Origin of the sequence: Carnobacterium sp. AT7, assembly GCF_000171855.1 — a bacterium.
GTDB classification, from domain to species: domain Bacteria; phylum Bacillota; class Bacilli; order Lactobacillales; family Carnobacteriaceae; genus Carnobacterium_B; species Carnobacterium_B jeotgali.
Window position 1 is genome coordinate 1 of record NZ_ABHH01000008.1, and the last position, 17,919, is coordinate 17,919.

Genomic DNA, 17,919 nt, shown 5'->3' on the forward strand with positions numbered 1-17,919 from the left:
ATCCCCCGAAATAAAAAATAAAAAAATTTTGGTAGGGGGGCCTATCCGAAATAGGTTGGAAATACTTTTTCTTCGCCAACTTTGTTTTCTTCTTTAATATGGCATTTAGGACAAAGAAGAATTAAATTATTTAAATCTAATTTCAATAAAGGATTCTTTTTAATTGGTATCTTGTGATGCACGTGTGCACTTCTTCCAAAGACGAACTTGCCACATCGCTGACAACAACCGAGATCTCTTTCATAAATAAAATCTCTTGTAGTTTTCCATTCATCAGATTTATAAAATGATTTGTTCTCGTGGTGATAGATATCCTTTTGCTTCTTTTTCTTAGCAGCAGACTTCTTAGATCGCTTGTGTTCGTCACAGTGTGCACCTTTGGCTATCTTGTTGGTGCATCCATTAAACTCACAGTACTTCATCTTCCTCAACTACTTCTTCACCTTTGATATGCTTCAGTACTTCTGCTTTAGTCTTAACTTCTTTAGGCAGCTCAATCTCTAATGATGCAGCATGTTCTTTCAATTGCTTAAGGTTCATTGAATCAACGTCTACTTCTTCAACCTTTTTCTTTTCTTCCACATGAACCATTGACTTAGGATTTTCTGTTACTTCAAAGCCTGGCTTCTTTCCAGCAGGTACAAACACGCTGCGTTTTTCAATGTTGTCCCAGTATTCAGTTCCTTGTGCTGTCTTTCTAATTTCTGTTCGCATTATCAACCTCTCCTTTTTTTGTATAACAAAAGAGCAACTACATTTAAGCAGCTGCTCTTTCGTCGATTTCTTATGTTGTTACTATAATCTTTTAAAAGCAATAAAAAATACAAGTACTGTTATTACATTAATCTGACATTTGATGCATCTTATTTTGAACTTCTTCCCAATCATCTAGAAAGTCTAATCTCCTTCTTAATTCAGCGTGTTTCTGCCTGATATGACCATGCGAGTAATTTAGTTCTTCAGCAACAACTTCTAAGGATTTACCTTCAACATACTTCATCTTAAGTATCTGGTTCTCTAATCCTTTAAATGTATTAATTAAAAGAAGTAAAGACGCATGCATCTCTTCTTGAAAGGTTAATTCGTTTTCTAGTAGTTCTAATGTTTTTTCAACTTTCGAACCTTTTGATTCTTTGACTAGGAATACTTTACCTAAGTCTGTACTATCTTCCCAACGTTCTAATTCGTACTTTGTTCTTCTGATATTCCATTTAAGATAAGCAATTCTTTCTTCAGTCTCTTGATAATCTTTCAGCCATTGGAATTTTATGATGATCACCTACCTCTACTTATTGTTCTGTTAAAATGGTAAATCATCATCTGAAATATCAATTGGTTGTCCATTAGATTCAAACGGATCACGATTCGAAAACTGACTACTATTCTGATTGCTAGATTGATTTGAATTGTATTGTTGAGTATTTGTCTGTTGATAGTCTCCATTTGATTGTGCGCTGTTTTTAGAGCCAATAAAGGTAATGCCATCTACTATGATTTCATCACGATAAACCATCTTGCCGTCTTTCTCATGATTGTTATTTTGAAGATGTCCTTCGAATGCGATTTGAGAACCTTTGGAGAAATTATCTCTAACGAGTTCTGCTGTCTTGTTGAAAGCTTTGCAGTTGAACCAATCTGTTTCATATTCATTTGTTTGTTTGTTCTTGAATTTTCTTTTAACAGCAATACTAAAACTGGCCATTGTTCCGGCTGCGTTGATTTGTGGATCTCTTCCTAATGTTCCAATGATATTTATTGAATTCATTTACCAAACCACCCTTTAACTTTAACTTTTAACTTATTCCATTTGCCAGGTTCTTCTACTGGAGCTGGTGATTCTGGATTAAGTTGTGACCCGAAATTATTCATGTCATTTATGGCGTTCTGAAACCTTTCTACCTCTGTAGGTTCTTTAACTGAATGAACCGTCATGTCAGGACCTTCAGCAAAATCAATTCCACCTAACCATTCAGCTTGTTCAACTGCAGTTTCTTCTATAACAGATAACTCCTCAATCTTTAACTCTTCAACAATTCTAGTAACTTCTTTTCTAAGTGGTTTCCAAAAGAATTTGATGAAATACTTTCTTTCAAAATCAGTTAGTAGCTTTTCGGTACCAATTTTATTTATAATACGTTTGGCCACTTTCTGTTTTATCCGCTTATTCATGTTTATTAGCCTCCAAGAATTCGATTAACTCCTTTGCAGATTCTTCAGTTAATTCAGTTCTGTATTCTTCATTATCAAAGAACTTAACGAGTACTTGACGTGTCTTTGGCTGTTCTGGTTCAATCGTATAACCATCTAGAATAGCTCTTGCAGTTTCTGTTTGGTTGTCATTAATCCATTCATAAGTTTCTTGATTACACTCATTTGGCATTATATAAGAATAATAAAAACACTCTGAAACAGTTCTACCTTTAATAAAATCAGCAACAAACTGCGGAATCACTGGTAGTTCTGGTTTAACTTCTTCAATTTGTTTATCTAACTTGCTAACCATATCTAATACTTCTTGTTTAGCAACATAGCTCCTTACCTTACTCAGTTTATTAGTTAACTCTTTTTTCTGGCCAAACTGATATGTGTTCATTTCTTGTATTGCTGTTCTTAATTCTTCCTTCTTCATTCCACTTCCTCCAATTCAATTTTATATACGACCATAACCAGTTCTTCATCTTGAGTACCTGCTATTTTAATATCAACTACTTCAATATCTGGTCTATTCTTAAGCCAATAATTTACTTCTTCATCAGTACCGCAATAAACTTGATGAACTTTTTTGTTTTCCGGTACTGGAATAACCGGTTTCGGAATCGGAGTCTTCCACTCTCCGTCTCTTGATCTTCTAACCACTGATCCAACCTCCTACTAAAGTTAATATCTTAATCAGTACCACCCAAGCTCCATACCAGATAGATAATGAAATAAATACGACAGCTCCGATTATTGCTAGTAGACCGAATGCGACTAATGCATTTTGGATTACTTTGTTGGATTCATCCATTCCGCATCCCTCACTCTCTCCAAAAGTTTAATTTGCCGAGTAAATTCAATTTGTTCTGATTCATTAAACATCTTGATTGCTACAGCTTTATTTCTATAAAGATCAGCGATTGCTAAATCAATATTGTTTCTAATATCTAATCCGTGCTGAGCGATTGAATTAACTTTTCTACGTTCACTGATTGTAATTAAATCTGGACGTTTAACTCTTATAGTTCTCATAAAAGCTTTATCATCAGCTAGACTTTGATACTTATCTGGATCTCTTGTATCGATAAAAAGCTCGTTACGCTCTTCGCCAATCCATTGCCTTCTATTTCTTGGATTCATACTATCCCTCGATTTCTTTGTTGGATTTTCTTTTTCTCTGCCTGGTCCATTACCAATAAAGCAACATCCAGGATCTTGCAATTCAAAACCCTGGCGATTTCAGTGCTGCTTTTATTGTCGTTCCACATTTCAACGAATGTCTTAACTTCTTCTTCATCCCAAATGAATCTAGCATCTTCCAAAATCAAAACTTTCTTTGTCATTTTTTATACTCAACCCAAGCTGCAGCATAAGGAGCAAAGTACTGTCTTGCTTTGTCCAGATCATTCACGACTGCAGTTTCTTTAGTTTCCATTTCTTCAGCGATTTGTTCATAAGTCATGCCATCACCCAAGTATTCAAGAATCGTTCTTGGGTTTAATTCTACGTTTGGCGGCATAGTGAGTGAAGATGTATCTCTGATAAATGAATCAACATCATCCATTTCAACAATGAAGTCTTTGATTACTTTATTATCGATACCATCAATTGATGTTTGTTCTTCTTTGACTTCAACTACAATGCCGTCACCGTTAACCATATATTTGAAGTAAGGAGTATCATTGACTGAATCATAAGGAATGCTGTAGCTGATTACTGAAGGTTGGATCACCACGTTTACTGATTCTCCGATTAGTTGATTGATACTTTCAAACTTGCCATCTAGTGATCCGTTTTCGATTGAAAGGACAATTTCTTGTTTGCCACCTTTGTTCATTTTTACCGCTTTAATTGTTGGTCTGAATTCTACTGTTTTTGTCATATCTTTTTTCTCCTTTTTTGTGTTATATTTTATTAAATACATAAATGAGGTGATCCTTTTGTCAAAATATATATGTCCTTACTGTGAAACTACATTTTCTCTTTCCGATGTAAACTATAGTGAATATAGGCCTGACTTTAGATTTTAGGATAATTCTAACCGAGGTTATATAGAATCAGGAGAAAGAGTAATTCCAGTTTCTGAAGTTGAAATTGCCTTTTATCATTGTCCAGAATGCTCTAAATATTCCATAGATCTAAAGGGAAAAGGAATAGAAACCAAATCCATTAATTTTAGGGCTCTACCTTTCGGACATTCTAAGGAATTACCAACCTATGTTCCTCGAGCTATTAGAAATGATTATAAAGAAGCAAGTTTAATCAAATCTTTAAGTCCTAAAGCATCTGCAACTTTGTCTCGAAGATGTTTGCAAGGTATGATTCGCGACTATTGGGATGTATCAAAAGGAACTTTATATAAAGAAATAGACGACATCAAAGATAAAGTTACTGCTCAACAATGGTCTGTACTAGATGCAGTGAGAAAAATCGGTAATATTGGAGCACATATGGAAAAAGATATTAATGTAATTGTTGAAATCGATCCTGATGAAGCTGAAAAGTTGATTAAATTAATTGAGTACCTCATTAAAGAGTGGTACATAAATCGTCATGAAACTGAGCAATTATTTGCTGATATATTAAAGATTGATTCAGATAAGGCATCTGCTAAATTATCAAAGTAAATTAATTTGATGTTCTACTAAAGTTCTAACTGTTACTTCAATTCTGGCCTTACTGGAATAATATTTTCTAGCAATTAAATCAACTACTTGGCCATCATCTTTCCAGATGATGCCTTTTAGTGCATCTAAAATACCTTTTGCATAGTTATCAGCATCTGGTTTAGTTATTGGTCTAAGTTGGCCAAGTTCAGCAAGTTCCATATTTCTTTTGCTGAAAGATTTGAGAGACTCTTTATAAATAAGTATTTCAACCTCTAACTCGCCTTCTAATAGCTGTTTAGGCTTATGTTGCATTGCGTGATAAGCAACTATCTTTTTATAATCAACACTCTTCTTGGGATCATATGCTCTTGCATGGCCACCAATAGTTGTGAACTTTGGTCTTCCTTGTGGTACTGGTTGACCAGGTACAGTAATTTTAATTTCCATACGACACCTCGGCAATTTGTAAATTTAAAGCTGCTTTCTTTGCTCTAATTTCTTTCAGATAATCTGACGTTGATTGTCTATCATGAATGCAATACTCGCATTTTTTAATTTCCACAACTCCAGTAAATTTCTTTTCATGCATCACTCCATCGACACAATTCGGATGATTACATTTTTCCAATTCATTTCCTCCTAAAAGATTATTTCGGATCGTTTATCTTTAATTTTTTTAAATGTAATAATGCTGTCAGCTGCTTTAGCTCCTCTATACATACGACTCAATAATTTTTGATCATACATACGATTTAATTCAGTGCTGGTGAGATTTGTAGTAATGATGGTCGGTTTATTCATCCTTGCGTTAATTACTGCGTACAAAGTCCTCACTGTAAAATCAGTCGCTGTTTTATCGCTACTAATCGCTCCAGTTTCAGCTCCTAAATCATCCAAGACTAATAAATCAGCTTTACCTAATCTTTCTACTAATGATTTTTCTGTATAATCAGCTCCTCTATTACTGAAGCTATCTTTAATACGTCGCATTAATTCATCAACTGATACAAATAAACATTTCCTGTAAGGAGTACTGTTGTCATTAACTGCTTGAAGAATAGCCATTGATAGGTGACTTTTACCTGTTCCTGGGTTACCGCTCATTAAGGTATTGAATACTTTCCCATCCAGATAATCTTTAGCAATTAATCTAGCTCGTTTTTTGTTAATGGCTGTTTCCGGTTCGTCTTCTTCGTAAGTTGCAAAAGTAGCATTTTTGATTGTTTCATCTGCAAGTAAAGATAGATTACCTAACCAACCATATGTTGATCGTTTCATATGGCTATCTGTTCTTTCTTTTATAGTTTGTTCGTTTTCTTGTTCCATTCTTTCGTGAGTGCAGGTGACACAAAACGGCTTGCTGGAATCATTAATTTGAATCATTGGTTGATTATGAATCTCGCAAACAACGTTTGATTCTTTTAATTTTTTCAGTAAATCAAAATTCAGGCCATCCATTTTCATTCCCCTTTTGCTGTGAGTATTTAGGTTTTTGATTTAAGTAACCCTCAAACTTAGTTCCGAACAAAGTAGTTGGCCGAAGATACTGAATCATATCTGGTTTTGATGACCACTCATTAACTTTGTTATCAATCACTTTTTTAAAATCATCTTCAGAAAACTTTTCATTCAATCTTGCATCTATTAATCGTTGAGTAGCTTTACTAGATGCTTTGAAATTCGTCCCAGCTTTTTCATTCAGATAATTCACAACCGGACTATATATATCTTTATTCTTATCATTCTTTTCATTCTTATCATTCTTGTATGTGTGCGCTTGTTGTTCACTTGTTGTTCGGTCGCTGTTCACTTGATGTTCACTCACTTGGTACTCATGCCAGTTTTTTATTGTAACCACGCTGTATTTCGTGGTTGATGTGATGTTCAACATTTCTTCTTTTTCAAATTTCTTTAACCATCTCCATACAGAACCGCTGTTCACTTGATGTTCACGCATGGCACCTTCATTCATTTCTTTTGTTATCGCATCGCGCCCTGTGACGAATTGACCGCTGTTCAGCTGTATCTCTTTTCCGTTAAAAATAAACTTGCTTCCTTTGTGACTAGCCTTCATTAAACAAAGCATCCAAAGCTTTAGCATATTTGGATTTGTCCAAACGAATGAATTAGTTATTTTCCTATAAAGTTTTATATAACCAATTTCCACTCCGCTCTACACCTCCTATGCTATATAGACTGGAACACCAGTTAATTCTTGTACCTCAAGTTTGAATAAGTCTTCATCACTATTTGAATCTGATAAGTGAAGCAACCATACTTCCTGCAGTTGATCACTCGCATTTACTTTTATAAATTCTTTTGAGTTTTCAAATTCAAAGTGACTTGTTAAGATTCGATTCTTTAAATATTGTGCGACTTCTTTTTCTTCAACTTTTTTTCTAATGATGTCTAAAGAATAATTTGCTTCAATCATCATGTGCGTAATACCTTTGAATTTGTATTTCACGTAATAGGTATCAGTTACAAATAATAATTGTTCACCTAATTGATTCTTGAAAAGAAATCCAGTAGGTTCTGCAGCATCATGATTCACATCAAATGAAGTGACTGACCAGGAACCAATTTGTACGCTCTTACCTATTGCAAGTACGGTTGCTCGATGATTCGGTACACTTAATGCGTTTAAAGTTCCTTTTGAAGCGAAAATATCAATTGAAGTGGTATTCAATACTTTCTTGATTTCTTTTGAGTGATCACCATGTTCATGAGAAATACACATTCCGGCCACTCGTCTAAAATCAAACATCATTTTTTGTTTAACCAGTTCTAGCTTGATTCCACATTCAATTAATATCTGGGAAATACCATCATCGATTAGATAAGCATTCCCAGCACTTCCACTACCAAAAGATTTTATGTTAATCAAAAGGGATCTTGTTCAGTTGGAGCTTCATTATTTTCATGAACTGGTTTTTCTTCGTGATTAATTATTTCTCCATCTTCATTCACTTCAGTGTAATGAGCTTCGAAGTATTCTGTATTAGCTTTCTCTTCGACTTCTTCTGCAACTTCAGCTTCCTTAATTTCATCACTTTGTTTATTGAAGAATTCAGTCATTACGCTGCTATCATCCGAACTGTTAATGAAATTCTTACATGCACGATTGATTACTGTTTTCTTGGCCATTTCCTGAGCAAATTTATCATGAGTGCTACCTGCTTTAGGTGCCTTCTGGTCTTTTCCCCACATTTTTGATTGAGACCATGCTGCAGTAATTTCTTCAAATGTCATCAACTCAATATGGTTTTCTTTTTCATCTGGCATCACTACCGTTGCATAGGCGCCGATTATTTTATCTTTGTTAATATTTCCAAATTTTTGTTTGTGGACCAGGTTCTTAATCGTTCCATTTGTTAAGTCATAAGTTACGTCATCACCTTCATAGATCACTTGACCTACAATGTCAGTAGCACCAGTTACTCTTTTAGTGACGGCCATCGTTCCAAAATAAGAACGTTGGAATGTTAACTTACTTCCATACATAATGAAGTATCCTTGATTCTTTTCTGGATTCAGTCCTTGAACAACCATGCTTAATAATGCGTTGGCCACACTATCTTTTGTAGCAACTTCAAGTGCTGGTTTATAATCTTTTGTTTGAACCTCTTGAAGTTTTAACCATGCTGATCTCATTGCATTTCCTGGAGAATAATCACCTGGTAAATCTAGTTGCCCTTCTTTTACGAATAGAGACACCTTTTTTTCTACGCTATCCGCGATTTGTTTTTGTTGTAATACTAATTCGTTGTTTGCCATTTTATATTTCCTCCTCTAATTTAACTGCAGTCGTACATTTCGATTTGTTCTTTCTTGATTCAAATCTTTTCTTACCTGTTGGAGTAGTCATCCATTGAATGTAATCCGGTTTAACTCCCATTTTTATTGCACACTCTTTTGCTGTACCGATAGTAATGCAGTCCTCGCCTTTGTAAACTGCGTATTCAACCACTACTGCACCTCCACTTTAAATACTGGGTCATCACTAACAATCAATGAAATCATTTGCGCTTGTGTATCAATCAATTCATTTACGGATTCGGCATTGTCTACAAATATTGGAGCCGATACCTGGTAATGATTTGAAAGAGTATTGATAATATCTAACCCAACATTGATTCGTGCAGCATTGTTTAAGTTGGTGCTGTATTCAGAACCACCATACGTTGCTTCACATACTTCATTGATTCCGCCATTCTTTTGAATATCGAATAATTTAAAGTTGGCCATGCTGAATTTTGCGTTTATTTCTTTCTCCAAGAGTTGAACTTTACGTCTAGTAAATTCATCTGTAAGATACTCTTGACGTTCAAGCTCTTCATAAGTTGAAGCTAGATTGCTGTGTTCATCCTTCAGTTCTTGGATACGATTCAATTGTTTTTCTTTTTGACTGAATAAAGAAAGTTGCTGTCTAGCTGAATCGACTGCAGCAGATGATTCACGGATAAGATTGTTGTACTCTTCAATTTCAGATTGTGTAGAAGTTTGTTCTTCAATCATGGATTGCGTTACTTTTTGAATTTCAGCAATGATTGATTTGCTTTCTTTTGAATCTTCGAATTGGCCATGGCGTTCTTTTGTTAAGCTCAACTCTTCTTTGAATCGATCCAATGTGTCTTTAGCAATATCACGTTTTGAGATTAAAGAATGAAAATCATTAGTTAGTTGTTTTATTTCAGTTTCTAATTTTCGAACTTTTTCAGCGGATGCTTTGCCTTGTGCAAGAAGTTTTTCAACTTCTTCAGCTTTTTCCTTATTGAAGGTTGATTTCATTTGTTCTGTTTGATCAGCCGGCAATTCTTGGCCACACATTTTACAAGCGGTTCTGTGAACATCAAACGTTTCTTCTTTTTTTGCTTTATAGATCCTCAACAAATTCCCTTTAGAATCTATTTCTCTTGTTAACGTTTGGTCAGTGTTAGAGATTTGAGATTCTTTTTCCCAAACTGCTTGATTCTTTTCATTCAAATCTATATTCAATTTATTAATATCATTGATAAGTGTTTCAGTTGATAGCTGATTCGTTTGAAAGAAGCGAGCCTTTTCTTCAGTTAACTTCAAATCAAGTTGGCCGCGTTTGTTTTTTAAGTCAGTTATTGCTCCGCCATTTTTTAATTCAGCGATCTTATTTTGACCTTCTTCAATTTTGGTTTTATTTGTTGCGACAAGTGCATTTAATTGTTCCTGGTCAATTCCTTCAGTATTTGGAATGGCTCTTTCTGCTTCATCAAAACGTGCTGTCATTCCGTCAATAGAATTAGCAACGTCTCTTTTCTTAGCTGATATGATTTTCTTTTGTTCCTCAACGCTACGGCCATCAAGAATTTTAGTTAGTCCAGAAAGTTCTTCATTCTTTTCAATTACTTCTTCATCTGTTACACCATCCACTAACTGAAGTAAAACTTCTCTTCTCTTAGTCCAATCAAGTGAATTGAACGCTGCAGGATTGGTTAGTAATTTGAATGTATCTTCATCAATCAATGCATCGATGTATGCCCGAAATTCTTTTGCTGTGTTGCAAGGGACCTGGTTAACGTAATACTTTGTTTTATCCGACTTACGTTCTTTCTCTGTACGTCCTTTAATTTTGGACCACACTTCAACAAGTTCACGTTTCAATAAAATGCGTTGACCATCTACCATGAGTTCAGCTTCAACAACTGGTTCCTTGCCTAAAATTTCATTACGCTCTTTATCGAATGGTTTAGCTTTAAATTTGGACCTTTCAGCACTGTCTTTCCCAAACAACAACCATAAGAAGCCATCGTATAAAGTTGTCTTTCCTACTGCGTTTTGAGCTGATACATCTGCGTTGCTACCGTCTAAAACTAATTTGTAATCTTTTAACCCTTTAAAGTTTTCGTAACGGATCCAATTAATTTTAATATCTTTCAATTCATTCACTCCTTATTTGTGCTATAATTTCGGTATAAAAATATTGTTTCACCGACTGATTGGATAGCCGTCCTTTCAGTCTTTTTGTTGTGCCAACATCTTTTCTCCTGTTTCAAATAAAAATTCTAAAGAATTCTTAGCAGCTAACTTCTTGCTGCTGATCAACTCATTGTCTTTATGAATAGAAACTTTATTGAAATCAGACATCTTAGTAATCCTTACTTCAAGCTCACCCTCTTCTTTGCTGTAGTAATCGACAAAGTTTTTGTTTTTAAACTTCCACGGCATACTTCTCACCTCCCTTCAATTTACATAGAACAGAATCAACAGCGGTAAACAGATAATGATCATTGCTGCAATGGATCCGTAAAATATATAAAAATCTTTTTTAGCTATTCTTCTACTTCCAAAGAAATACATGTTAGATGACCAGATTAGCTTTTTGATTGTTTCTAGTGACATACGATCATCTCCTATATCTATTTTTTTCAAGCCATCTGAAGTAATCTTCAAATCTATCAAGATTGATTAATACAATTTTATGAGTGGGATTAACTACTGCATCAGCAAACTTTGGATTACTTCTCATATCCTTTAACCAATCATTAAGAGTTGATTTGTTCATGCTGTACATTTTGCAGACAACCGCTTTGTTTCCGTATTTAATTTTTGCCCGGTCGGGATCTTGGCTCACTTCATTTAAATTAATAGTTATTGGTTTAGCCATTGATTACACCTCTATTTCTATTTGTTCATCAACTAAAGCTGTATGACCAAGTGATTCTAATAAGTTATGAATAAAGATTCTGCCTTTCTGCGTCCATTTTGTACGAGGATAAGCACCTGTATCGTTTGTATAAGTTTTTGATTTTGTGTAGCCGTTGTTCATGTGTTTTGTAAGAAGAACCCACTGACCTCCTACTTTTCTTTGCACACCCTGAAACGCAAGAACTCTATTCAATTCAATTGCACTCATTCCATAATCAGCGGCTATTTGAGTAATGGCCATTGTATTTTTTGAATTAAGAATTTCGTCAAGATAAGTGATCTTTGGTTCGTATTCTGCAATCAACTGTTCTTGGACAGCGTTTTTTTCAATTAATAATTGTGTTTGTTGTTGCTCTTCAATCCATTGTTTTGCTCTAGCGATTGGATCAGCAATCATATAAGAAGCTGGTGATTGTTTTGATTCCATTTCATTGAACTTCATAACGTATTTTGCTGTGAATAGAACACCTTTTTTACCAGTTAATTTGTTGGCCACCATTTCGCATCCTTGTTTCGTTAATAAGAAACATGGTTGTTTTTTGTTTTGGGAATTAATGTAATAACTTTCAATAAAGAAATCGGACTGTCCAATATTGGCTTCTCCTAAATATTCAACATAAGTGCGAATATCTCTCAATAATTTGTTGTGTTCTTTTCCAACCATTTCAGCAGCTTCTCTTGAATCAATTGCCATAGTTGAACTCAATGCTTTTAGAACATTCATCTACTGTTCCTCCTATATGCTTAATATTTTTTTAATTCTTTTAATGTGCTCTTGTGCCTTAGGACCATCTTTCTTACCGTTGATAATATCTGACAGATAAGCCGCTGACATTCCTAATTCTTTTGCTAATTGAGTCATAGTTAAGTCTTTTTCTACTAATTTAACTCTGACTTTAATCGATAAATCTTTACTCATTTCATCACTCCTTTTCTTTTTTTAGAAAATAAGCTAAAACTTTCAGCTAATTGTTTACACGTTTATACAAATATGCTACAATCAGTGCATAGCTAAATAAGCCATAGATATGCTGTTAATACGTTGGGGAACGTGATTTTATAGTTTATTTCTGATTGCCTTTAGCTGAATGAATTAGCTTATGGATATAGTATATATGCAAATATTCTACACGTCAACCATTTTGTAGCATATTTGTACAATCTATTTTCTTTGAGCTGTTGAAAGGTTGATAACAGTGGGATTATACGAAAAAATAAAATTATTAGCTAAAGAAAGAAAAATATCTATTCGTAAATTAGAAGAGGATTTAGATTACGGGAATGGAACTATCAGAAGATGGGAAGAAAACAGTCCTGGTATTGATAAGGTAGAAAAAGTTGCTGATTACTTCGGTGTAACTACAGATTATCTGTTAGGAAGAGAACCTAAAGAAACTTCTCCTGTTGATCTTAACGAAATATTAGATAACACTATGAGTTTCGATGGAAAGCCTATGAATGATCATGACAGAGAGGCGATTCGTGCTTATTTAGAGGGAAGATTTAGCAATAAGTGAGGATGATTTTATGGATGATATCTTTGAGATGCTTAAAGTTAACAACGTTGAAATGGTTTTACTGGATATGAAAAGCTGCGGTTATTATAATACTGAATTAAAAGTTATCTTCATTAATGAAAAATTGGATGAAGATGAACAAAAAGAAGTAATTCTTCATGAATTAGGACATGTTCTTAATCATAAGGATTTAGCTTCTTTGTATAACAATCCTTCTTACCGTACAAAAATGGAATATGAAGCAACAAAGTATATGATTACATATTTAATTAACGAAGCAGATGGTCAATTTAATTATTCTGATGTATTACAGAATTACAACTTAGGTTTAGGTTGGGAATGTAATTTCAAATAAAAAAAGCCCTAGGCACTGCTGGTAACAGTGGCTAGAGCAAATATCTTATCCTAAATACATTATAACACGCTATTTATTCTTAAACGTATTTTTTGAATAATTAGCACCATAACCATATAGGAGGAATTTAAGTTGGAAAAAGAATTTTATGTAAAAAGTCCTAATAAAGTTAGTATCAATTTAACAGACAAAGCAATCAATATTACAAGAAAAGGTTTTGTTAATTTAATGAATCAAGGTCTTAAGGGTGATAAGACTATTCCTTTAAAGAACATTACTGCAGTTCAATTAAAGAAACCTGGTATGACAAGCGGATATATCCAGTTTGGTGTATTGGGAGGGAACGAGAGTAAAGGTGGAGTCTTTGCTGCAACTCAAGATGAAAATACGATAATGTTCTCTAAAAAGCATTATAACGATATGGTTGAATTGAAAGGATATATTGAAGAATATATCTTCAGAGATGAAGGATCCACAACAATTGTTAACGCACATTCTGGAAAATCAGCTGCAGAGCAAGTTAAAGAATTAAAAGAATTGTTAGATATGGATATTATCACTAAAGATGAATTTGATAGAAAGAAAAACGAGTTGCTAAATCTTTAATTTAAGGAGTGGCCAAGATTAAAATAGGAATGAGAAAACCAAGTATTAAAAAGTCTATTAGTGCCAGAACAACTGGTAAAGCTAAAAGAGCAGTTAAAAAAGCTGTAGTACCTGGTTACGGAAAAAAAGGTATGGGCTTAGTTAAGAATCCTAAAAAAGCTGTTTACAATAAAGTCTATAAAAAAACAACATTTTCTATATTTGATTTATTCAAAAAATAAAAAAAGAACACCCACGCCCCTACCAGAGTTTGTGAGTGTTCAACCATTAAAAATCAACCTGCAATAGGTCTCTTTTCTATGCCCTATTGTATCACAAAATAGGAGGTTTTATCTATGTGGATAGAAACATTAGACAATGGAAAGTTTAAATATGTAGAACGTTATATTGATCCAATGACAGAAAAATATAAAAAGATTTCTATTACAATGACTTCTGATAGTCGTGTTGCTTGGAATAAAGCACAACGTGAATTAAACAATCGCATTGATAAAAAAATAAAAACAATTTCTCAATCTGATATAACATTTGGAGAAATAACAACTAAATGGCAACATGTCTACAAAAATAGAGTTAAACCAAACACTTATCTAAGAAGTACCCTGACATTAAAAATTATCAAAAGATACATACCAGATGATTATATTGTAAGGAATATCAATTCGGTGTTTATACAAGAAACAATCGAATCGATTTATTATACTGAAAATTATTCTTTTTCTTCTACAAAACAATGCAAAACATTATTAAATTCAATATTGGAATTTGCTAAAAAGAAAACTATCATTGCTGTTAACCCTGTATTAGAAGTAGAAATAAAAAAGAAACCGAAAACTTTCGAACAAATAGAAAAAATTGGAAATAAATACTTGGAACCTGATGAACTGAAAACTGTCCTAGATTGTCTGCGTTCTTTTAAAAGTGGAAGAAGAAATGCAAATTTAACGGAATTTCTTTCTCTAACTGGCTTGCGTTTTGGTGAAGCAGTAGCTTTAACGTATGATAATTTTAAAAACGATTTTATTGAGGTTAACGGGACTTTAGACTACCACACTCATAAATCCTCGGCCGGCATTAAAACGACTGCTAAAACGGGTAAAGCTAATCGTAATGTCGATTTAAGCGATCGAGCTAAAGAAATCATTATTGAAGTTATACTAGAAAATAAGCTTTTGAAAAAGGAAGAACATTTCCAAGAAAAAAATTATATCTTTGTTACTAAGTACGGTAACCCTATTGATATTGCAACGTATAATACTTCGCTTAAAATCGCTGCTAAAAAATGTGGCATTGAAAAGAATCTTACATCACACGTCTTGAGGCATACACACATTTCAATATTATCTGAAATAGGCGTTCCTTTAAAAGCAATAATGGATCGTGTAGGACATGAAAGACCAGAAACAACTCTTGGTATTTATACGCATGTCACTAAGAAAATGCAACAAGGAGTAATGCAAAAATTAAACGACTATTATAATTAATGCCCCTTTTCTGCCCCTTTTAAAGTTGTAACCAATTTAAAAATCTCTACAAACATTAAACTAACAACATTCTTAAACAAAAACATATATGGTCTTCATCACCATGCGTAATAAATACTTGGTCTATTTGCGTCACTCCTAAAGACTTAATGACGGGTATTAACACTCGGCTTGCCACAGTGGATTGTTTTTTTCTTATTTGCCATTCTTCTTTTTCAAATGCCATTGCTCCGCCCGTATCAATCAGGTATACGCCGGCTCCAAAAGGCTTTTTAATTAAAATAGCATCTCCTTGACCGACATCTAATACCAAAACTTCTCCAAAAGGGTTGTATTTTTGGTAATAAATAAAAATAGTGAAAACAACTACTAGTAAAACCACGGAACGTTTTATTTTTTTTCGCCCCTCTAAAGCCACAATAAAAAGAATCAATCCGATGATCATTAGGATGAATAAACCAAAGGGAACTTTGCCTGTAACAATCGTACTGTATGGAAAGAGTTTAATTTTTAAAACCAGCCATTCAGTCATCTCCAATAAACTTTCCATTAAATTTGACAGGAAATGAAAAAAAAGCGTTCCTGAAAGCAGATAAGAACTCGCAAAGAGGAAGATTGATAATGGCATGACCACCCAAGTAAATAATGGAACAAAAATTAAATTAGCAAACATTCCTATCCATGAGAACTCAAAAAAGTGAAAGCTGAGAATTGGAATAGAAATAAGGGTTAGTATAAATGAAATAACCACATTATTTATACTAGCCAGTTTTGACCGATTGAACAAAGAGTCCGAAAATAACATTAACGTTAAGCTGAGTAAATAGCTTAACTGAAAGCCGATAGAAAAAATTTGATAAGGGTTTAGCCAAAGTCCAAAAATTAACGTCCACGACCATGCATCTAGACCAGAAATAGGTTTTCGAATACGTGCACCTGTTTGACTGAGTAAACTCATTACAATAGCTCTGAAAATACTTGTTCCCCAACCGGTTAAACTGCCATATAATGGTAGAAAAATCAATAAGAGTAAATAGGTTCGTTCTCGTGTCACACCTAATCGCCAAAGAATATAGGTTAGACCTGTTATAAAAAATTGAATGTGTAAGCCAGAAATACTCAATAAATGAATAATACCAATTTCTTTATACCCGCTCATCACTTGATCATCAATCGAGCTAGTATCCGCAAACAACAGCGTTTTTATGTAACTTGCAATAGTAGCTGTTGTTTCACTTTCAATATGAGCTAAGATATTTTGTCTTAAATTTTTTAAATTTAGTTTATCAAAAAAAGTTTGTTGCTGTAGTTCAGAATGGATATCAATAGTAGTCGCTTCTACTATCCAATGGATTTTATTGCGGTACAAATAACGATGGTAATCAAATTGATTTAAATTTCTATTTTTTTCAGGTTTAGCTAAAGAACCCGTCACTATAAAATCTTCTACCTTTTGTTGTTTCTTCCAATTATTCTTTTCTTCTTCAGTAGATAATCGATAAAAAACAACCACTTTTTCAGCAAGTTTTACCTTTGTTCCGGCTTCTTTAACCGTGCCATAAAATTGAATTTGATCTCCATCAATCTTCAGCTTGTTTGGATCGAGTTCAATTAAAAATAATTGGTCTTCTGCAAGTAAGGCGGTTCGGTTATGATTCTTTTCAAATCCTGCAAAAAAAAAGGTTGCACTCATTAGCAAACAAGTATAAATAATCAATTCTTTTCTGCGTGTAGCTGCCAACCGAATTAGCCAAATAAAAAGTAAAAGATAGCTTAACCAGTGCGTTGTTAATACAATAATCGCGCACAATAAACAGGAGATGGCTGAAAAAAGGGCATATCCCTTCAACTATTGGATTGGTATGTGCCATCACTACGATTTAAACTACTTTGTGTCTTTGTAGTGAAATCGAGTTGTTGGAAAAAATCTTTTGGAAGTGCAACTTTTTGACATTGAACATGGGCTTGTTCAATCAACTTTAATGCATAAGGATCATTATGGTAATCTTCTAAATAATATATTTTAGTTATACCCGCTTGAATAATCATTTTTGTACACTGTAAGCACGGAAAATGAGTAACGTATATTTCAGCACCTTGAGTTTGTGCGCCAAATTTTGCACATTGAAGAATGGCGTTCATTTCTGCATGTATTGTTCGCAAACAATGACCGTCAACGACATAACAACCTTCATCTATGCAGTGTACATCTCCACTAACCGAACCGTTATAACCTCCCGCAATAATTCTTTTCTCTCTTACAATTGTTGCTCCAACAGTTAATCGCGTACAGGTACTTCGTAAAGACAGCAATAAGCTTTGAGACATAAAATACTGATCCCATGGTATGCGTTCCGTCATACTCATCCTCCTACTAATTTATCCGTTTAAGCTATTCAATTATCTTAAACATTTTCTCAAGTATACAAAAGGCCATTAAGACTTTCAACACTTCATTTTTATTTCTGCTC

General features: G+C 33.8%; 32 protein-coding genes. 6 read left to right on the top strand and 26 right to left on the bottom strand.

Translation table 11 applies throughout. The annotated features are described in order from the left end of the window. Positions 1-41: 41 nt before the first annotated feature. The 11 genes from CAT7_RS04475 to CAT7_RS04520 form a co-directional block, all read right to left on the bottom strand. The gene (locus CAT7_RS04475; protein ID WP_007722434.1) at positions 42-422 is read right to left on the bottom strand and encodes an HNH endonuclease; all 381 of its coding nucleotides are present in this window, start codon (positions 420-422) and stop codon (positions 42-44) included. Continuing rightward, on the bottom strand, positions 409-714 hold the full coding sequence (locus tag CAT7_RS04480; protein WP_007722438.1) for a hypothetical protein: 306 nt from the start codon (positions 712-714) through the stop codon (positions 409-411). Before CAT7_RS04480 ends, CAT7_RS04475 begins: the two co-directional genes overlap by 14 nt. A gap of 127 nt (positions 715-841) precedes the next feature. After that, positions 842-1,279, bottom strand: a complete 438-nt coding sequence (locus CAT7_RS04485; protein ID WP_007722440.1) for a sigma factor-like helix-turn-helix DNA-binding protein — start codon at positions 1,277-1,279, stop codon at positions 842-844. A gap of 21 nt (positions 1,280-1,300) precedes the next feature. Continuing rightward, the gene (locus CAT7_RS04490; RefSeq protein WP_007722442.1) at positions 1,301-1,765 is read right to left on the bottom strand and encodes a single-stranded DNA-binding protein; all 465 of its coding nucleotides are present in this window, start codon (positions 1,763-1,765) and stop codon (positions 1,301-1,303) included. Next, on the bottom strand, positions 1,762-2,169 hold the full coding sequence (locus CAT7_RS04495) for a hypothetical protein (RefSeq protein WP_007722444.1): 408 nt from the start codon (positions 2,167-2,169) through the stop codon (positions 1,762-1,764). The genes CAT7_RS04490 and CAT7_RS04495 overlap by 4 nt, the downstream gene beginning before the upstream one ends. After that, on the bottom strand, positions 2,162-2,629 hold the full coding sequence (locus tag CAT7_RS11995; RefSeq protein WP_007722448.1) for a DUF1642 domain-containing protein: 468 nt from the start codon (positions 2,627-2,629) through the stop codon (positions 2,162-2,164). The genes CAT7_RS04495 and CAT7_RS11995 overlap by 8 nt, the downstream gene beginning before the upstream one ends. Continuing rightward, on the bottom strand, positions 2,626-2,856 hold the full coding sequence (locus CAT7_RS04505; protein WP_007722456.1) for a hypothetical protein: 231 nt from the start codon (positions 2,854-2,856) through the stop codon (positions 2,626-2,628). The genes CAT7_RS11995 and CAT7_RS04505 overlap by 4 nt, the downstream gene beginning before the upstream one ends. After that, positions 2,849-3,007 carry a hypothetical protein gene (locus tag CAT7_RS12290; RefSeq protein WP_007722459.1) on the bottom strand — a complete coding sequence of 53 codons (159 nt, stop codon included), beginning with the start codon at positions 3,005-3,007 and terminating at the stop codon, positions 2,849-2,851. The genes CAT7_RS04505 and CAT7_RS12290 overlap by 8 nt, the downstream gene beginning before the upstream one ends. Then, positions 2,986-3,336, bottom strand: coding sequence for a hypothetical protein (locus CAT7_RS04510; RefSeq protein WP_007722461.1), 351 nt, complete (start codon positions 3,334-3,336; stop codon positions 2,986-2,988). The genes CAT7_RS12290 and CAT7_RS04510 overlap by 22 nt, the downstream gene beginning before the upstream one ends. Continuing rightward, complete coding sequence (locus CAT7_RS04515; RefSeq protein WP_007722464.1) at positions 3,333-3,539, bottom strand: hypothetical protein; 207 nt, start codon at positions 3,537-3,539, stop codon at positions 3,333-3,335. Before CAT7_RS04515 ends, CAT7_RS04510 begins: the two co-directional genes overlap by 4 nt. After that, positions 3,536-4,078, bottom strand: a complete 543-nt coding sequence (locus tag CAT7_RS04520) for a sigma-70 region 4 domain-containing protein (RefSeq protein ID WP_007722468.1) — start codon at positions 4,076-4,078, stop codon at positions 3,536-3,538. Before CAT7_RS04520 ends, CAT7_RS04515 begins: the two co-directional genes overlap by 4 nt. 349 nt (positions 4,079-4,427) lie before the next feature. Here CAT7_RS04520 and CAT7_RS04525 point away from each other — a divergent pair, with 349 nt between their 5' ends. Next, on the top strand, positions 4,428-4,823 hold the full coding sequence (locus tag CAT7_RS04525; RefSeq protein WP_269479105.1) for a DUF4145 domain-containing protein: 396 nt from the start codon (positions 4,428-4,430) through the stop codon (positions 4,821-4,823). Here CAT7_RS04525 and CAT7_RS04530 read toward each other — a convergent pair. The 13 genes from CAT7_RS04530 to CAT7_RS04590 form a co-directional block, all read right to left on the bottom strand. Further along, on the bottom strand, positions 4,815-5,252 hold the full coding sequence (locus CAT7_RS04530; RefSeq protein WP_007722470.1) for a RusA family crossover junction endodeoxyribonuclease: 438 nt from the start codon (positions 5,250-5,252) through the stop codon (positions 4,815-4,817). The genes CAT7_RS04525 and CAT7_RS04530 overlap by 9 nt on opposite strands. After that, positions 5,242-5,433, bottom strand: coding sequence for a hypothetical protein (locus tag CAT7_RS04535; RefSeq protein WP_007722471.1), 192 nt, complete (start codon positions 5,431-5,433; stop codon positions 5,242-5,244). The genes CAT7_RS04530 and CAT7_RS04535 overlap by 11 nt, the downstream gene beginning before the upstream one ends. Before the next feature lie 11 nt (positions 5,434-5,444). Then, positions 5,445-6,263, bottom strand: coding sequence for an ATP-binding protein (locus CAT7_RS04540; RefSeq protein ID WP_007722472.1), 819 nt, complete (start codon positions 6,261-6,263; stop codon positions 5,445-5,447). Beyond that, positions 6,244-6,972: a conserved phage C-terminal domain-containing protein gene (locus CAT7_RS12515; RefSeq protein ID WP_007722473.1), complete on the bottom strand. Its 729-nt coding sequence runs from the start codon at positions 6,970-6,972 to the stop codon at positions 6,244-6,246. Before CAT7_RS12515 ends, CAT7_RS04540 begins: the two co-directional genes overlap by 20 nt. A 15-nt stretch (positions 6,973-6,987) precedes the next feature. Next, positions 6,988-7,692 carry an MBL fold metallo-hydrolase gene (locus tag CAT7_RS04555; protein ID WP_007722474.1) on the bottom strand — a complete coding sequence of 235 codons (705 nt, stop codon included), beginning with the start codon at positions 7,690-7,692 and terminating at the stop codon, positions 6,988-6,990. Further along, positions 7,689-8,582, bottom strand: coding sequence for a recombinase RecT (locus tag CAT7_RS04560; protein ID WP_007722478.1), 894 nt, complete (start codon positions 8,580-8,582; stop codon positions 7,689-7,691). Before CAT7_RS04560 ends, CAT7_RS04555 begins: the two co-directional genes overlap by 4 nt. A 1-nt stretch (position 8,583) precedes the next feature. After that, positions 8,584-8,775 carry a hypothetical protein gene (locus CAT7_RS04565; protein WP_007722479.1) on the bottom strand — a complete coding sequence of 64 codons (192 nt, stop codon included), beginning with the start codon at positions 8,773-8,775 and terminating at the stop codon, positions 8,584-8,586. Next, on the bottom strand, positions 8,775-10,727 hold the full coding sequence (locus CAT7_RS04570; RefSeq protein ID WP_232208112.1) for a hypothetical protein: 1,953 nt from the start codon (positions 10,725-10,727) through the stop codon (positions 8,775-8,777). The genes CAT7_RS04565 and CAT7_RS04570 overlap by 1 nt, the downstream gene beginning before the upstream one ends. 66 nt (positions 10,728-10,793) lie before the next feature. Beyond that, on the bottom strand, positions 10,794-11,006 hold the full coding sequence (locus CAT7_RS04575; RefSeq protein WP_007722484.1) for a hypothetical protein: 213 nt from the start codon (positions 11,004-11,006) through the stop codon (positions 10,794-10,796). A gap of 15 nt (positions 11,007-11,021) precedes the next feature. Further along, on the bottom strand, positions 11,022-11,180 hold the full coding sequence (locus CAT7_RS12300; RefSeq protein WP_156780512.1) for a hypothetical protein: 159 nt from the start codon (positions 11,178-11,180) through the stop codon (positions 11,022-11,024). Between the two features lie 4 nt (positions 11,181-11,184). After that, positions 11,185-11,445, bottom strand: coding sequence for a hypothetical protein (locus tag CAT7_RS04580; RefSeq protein WP_007722485.1), 261 nt, complete (start codon positions 11,443-11,445; stop codon positions 11,185-11,187). Positions 11,446-11,448: 3 nt separating this feature from the next. Beyond that, positions 11,449-12,210, bottom strand: a complete 762-nt coding sequence (locus tag CAT7_RS04585) for a phage regulatory protein/antirepressor Ant (protein ID WP_007722486.1) — start codon at positions 12,208-12,210, stop codon at positions 11,449-11,451. Positions 12,211-12,222: 12 nt separating this feature from the next. Then, complete coding sequence (locus CAT7_RS04590) at positions 12,223-12,405, bottom strand: helix-turn-helix domain-containing protein (protein ID WP_007722487.1); 183 nt, start codon at positions 12,403-12,405, stop codon at positions 12,223-12,225. A gap of 277 nt (positions 12,406-12,682) precedes the next feature. Here CAT7_RS04590 and CAT7_RS04595 point away from each other — a divergent pair, with 277 nt between their 5' ends. The 5 genes from CAT7_RS04595 to CAT7_RS04615 all read left to right on the top strand — a co-directional run bounded on the left by CAT7_RS04595 (position 12,683) and on the right by CAT7_RS04615 (position 15,448). Continuing rightward, the gene (locus tag CAT7_RS04595; RefSeq protein ID WP_007722488.1) at positions 12,683-13,003 is read left to right on the top strand and encodes a helix-turn-helix domain-containing protein; all 321 of its coding nucleotides are present in this window, start codon (positions 12,683-12,685) and stop codon (positions 13,001-13,003) included. A gap of 10 nt (positions 13,004-13,013) precedes the next feature. Further along, on the top strand, positions 13,014-13,358 hold the full coding sequence (locus tag CAT7_RS04600; protein WP_007722489.1) for an ImmA/IrrE family metallo-endopeptidase: 345 nt from the start codon (positions 13,014-13,016) through the stop codon (positions 13,356-13,358). 132 nt (positions 13,359-13,490) lie between these two features. Next, entirely contained in the window at positions 13,491-13,964 is a 474-nt protein-coding gene (locus CAT7_RS04605) for a DUF4429 domain-containing protein (protein ID WP_007722494.1), read from the top strand. 17 nt (positions 13,965-13,981) lie between these two features. Beyond that, positions 13,982-14,185, top strand: a complete 204-nt coding sequence (locus tag CAT7_RS04610) for a hypothetical protein (protein ID WP_035019412.1) — start codon at positions 13,982-13,984, stop codon at positions 14,183-14,185. 114 nt (positions 14,186-14,299) lie between these two features. Then, a complete protein-coding gene (locus CAT7_RS04615) occupies positions 14,300-15,448 on the top strand; it encodes a tyrosine-type recombinase/integrase (protein WP_007722500.1) in 1,149 nt (382 codons plus the stop codon). Positions 15,449-15,503: 55 nt separating this feature from the next. On the opposite strand, the gene CAT7_RS04620 is transcribed toward CAT7_RS04615, so the two are convergent. After that, on the bottom strand, positions 15,504-17,297 hold the full coding sequence (locus tag CAT7_RS04620; protein WP_332247921.1) for a DNA internalization-related competence protein ComEC/Rec2: 1,794 nt from the start codon (positions 17,295-17,297) through the stop codon (positions 15,504-15,506). Then, positions 17,294-17,809, bottom strand: coding sequence for a ComE operon protein 2 (locus CAT7_RS04625; RefSeq protein ID WP_007722509.1), 516 nt, complete (start codon positions 17,807-17,809; stop codon positions 17,294-17,296). Before CAT7_RS04625 ends, CAT7_RS04620 begins: the two co-directional genes overlap by 4 nt. Positions 17,810-17,919: the final 110 nt, after the last annotated feature.

Excerpts from the sequence above, each read along its gene's own strand:
- CAT7_RS12300 (WP_156780512.1), bottom strand. The coding sequence starts at position 11,180 with ATGTCACTAGAAACAATCAAAAAGCTAATCTGGTCATCTAACATGTAT.
- CAT7_RS04580 (WP_007722485.1), bottom strand. The coding sequence starts at position 11,445 with ATGGCTAAACCAATAACTATTAATTTAAATGAAGTGAGCCAAGATCCC.
- CAT7_RS04585 (WP_007722486.1), bottom strand. The coding sequence starts at position 12,210 with ATGAATGTTCTAAAAGCATTGAGTTCAACTATGGCAATTGATTCAAGA.
- CAT7_RS04480 (WP_007722438.1), bottom strand. The coding sequence starts at position 714 with ATGCGAACAGAAATTAGAAAGACAGCACAAGGAACTGAATACTGGGAC.
- CAT7_RS12290 (WP_007722459.1), bottom strand. The coding sequence starts at position 3,007 with ATGGATGAATCCAACAAAGTAATCCAAAATGCATTAGTCGCATTCGGT.
- CAT7_RS04475 (WP_007722434.1), bottom strand. The coding sequence starts at position 422 with ATGAAGTACTGTGAGTTTAATGGATGCACCAACAAGATAGCCAAAGGT.
- CAT7_RS04530 (WP_007722470.1), bottom strand. The coding sequence starts at position 5,252 with ATGGAAATTAAAATTACTGTACCTGGTCAACCAGTACCACAAGGAAGA.
- CAT7_RS04600 (WP_007722489.1), top strand. The coding sequence starts at position 13,014 with ATGGATGATATCTTTGAGATGCTTAAAGTTAACAACGTTGAAATGGTT.
- CAT7_RS04575 (WP_007722484.1), bottom strand. The coding sequence starts at position 11,006 with ATGCCGTGGAAGTTTAAAAACAAAAACTTTGTCGATTACTACAGCAAA.
- CAT7_RS04495 (WP_007722444.1), bottom strand. The coding sequence starts at position 2,169 with ATGAATAAGCGGATAAAACAGAAAGTGGCCAAACGTATTATAAATAAA.
- CAT7_RS04520 (WP_007722468.1), bottom strand. The coding sequence starts at position 4,078 with ATGACAAAAACAGTAGAATTCAGACCAACAATTAAAGCGGTAAAAATG.
- CAT7_RS04490 (WP_007722442.1), bottom strand. The coding sequence starts at position 1,765 with ATGAATTCAATAAATATCATTGGAACATTAGGAAGAGATCCACAAATC.
- CAT7_RS11995 (WP_007722448.1), bottom strand. The coding sequence starts at position 2,629 with ATGAAGAAGGAAGAATTAAGAACAGCAATACAAGAAATGAACACATAT.
- CAT7_RS04510 (WP_007722461.1), bottom strand. The coding sequence starts at position 3,336 with ATGAATCCAAGAAATAGAAGGCAATGGATTGGCGAAGAGCGTAACGAG.
- CAT7_RS04625 (WP_007722509.1), bottom strand. The coding sequence starts at position 17,809 with ATGACGGAACGCATACCATGGGATCAGTATTTTATGTCTCAAAGCTTA.
- CAT7_RS04540 (WP_007722472.1), bottom strand. The coding sequence starts at position 6,263 with ATGGATGGCCTGAATTTTGATTTACTGAAAAAATTAAAAGAATCAAAC.
- CAT7_RS04515 (WP_007722464.1), bottom strand. The coding sequence starts at position 3,539 with ATGACAAAGAAAGTTTTGATTTTGGAAGATGCTAGATTCATTTGGGAT.
- CAT7_RS04590 (WP_007722487.1), bottom strand. The coding sequence starts at position 12,405 with ATGAGTAAAGATTTATCGATTAAAGTCAGAGTTAAATTAGTAGAAAAA.
- CAT7_RS04560 (WP_007722478.1), bottom strand. The coding sequence starts at position 8,582 with ATGGCAAACAACGAATTAGTATTACAACAAAAACAAATCGCGGATAGC.
- CAT7_RS04615 (WP_007722500.1), top strand. The coding sequence starts at position 14,300 with ATGTGGATAGAAACATTAGACAATGGAAAGTTTAAATATGTAGAACGT.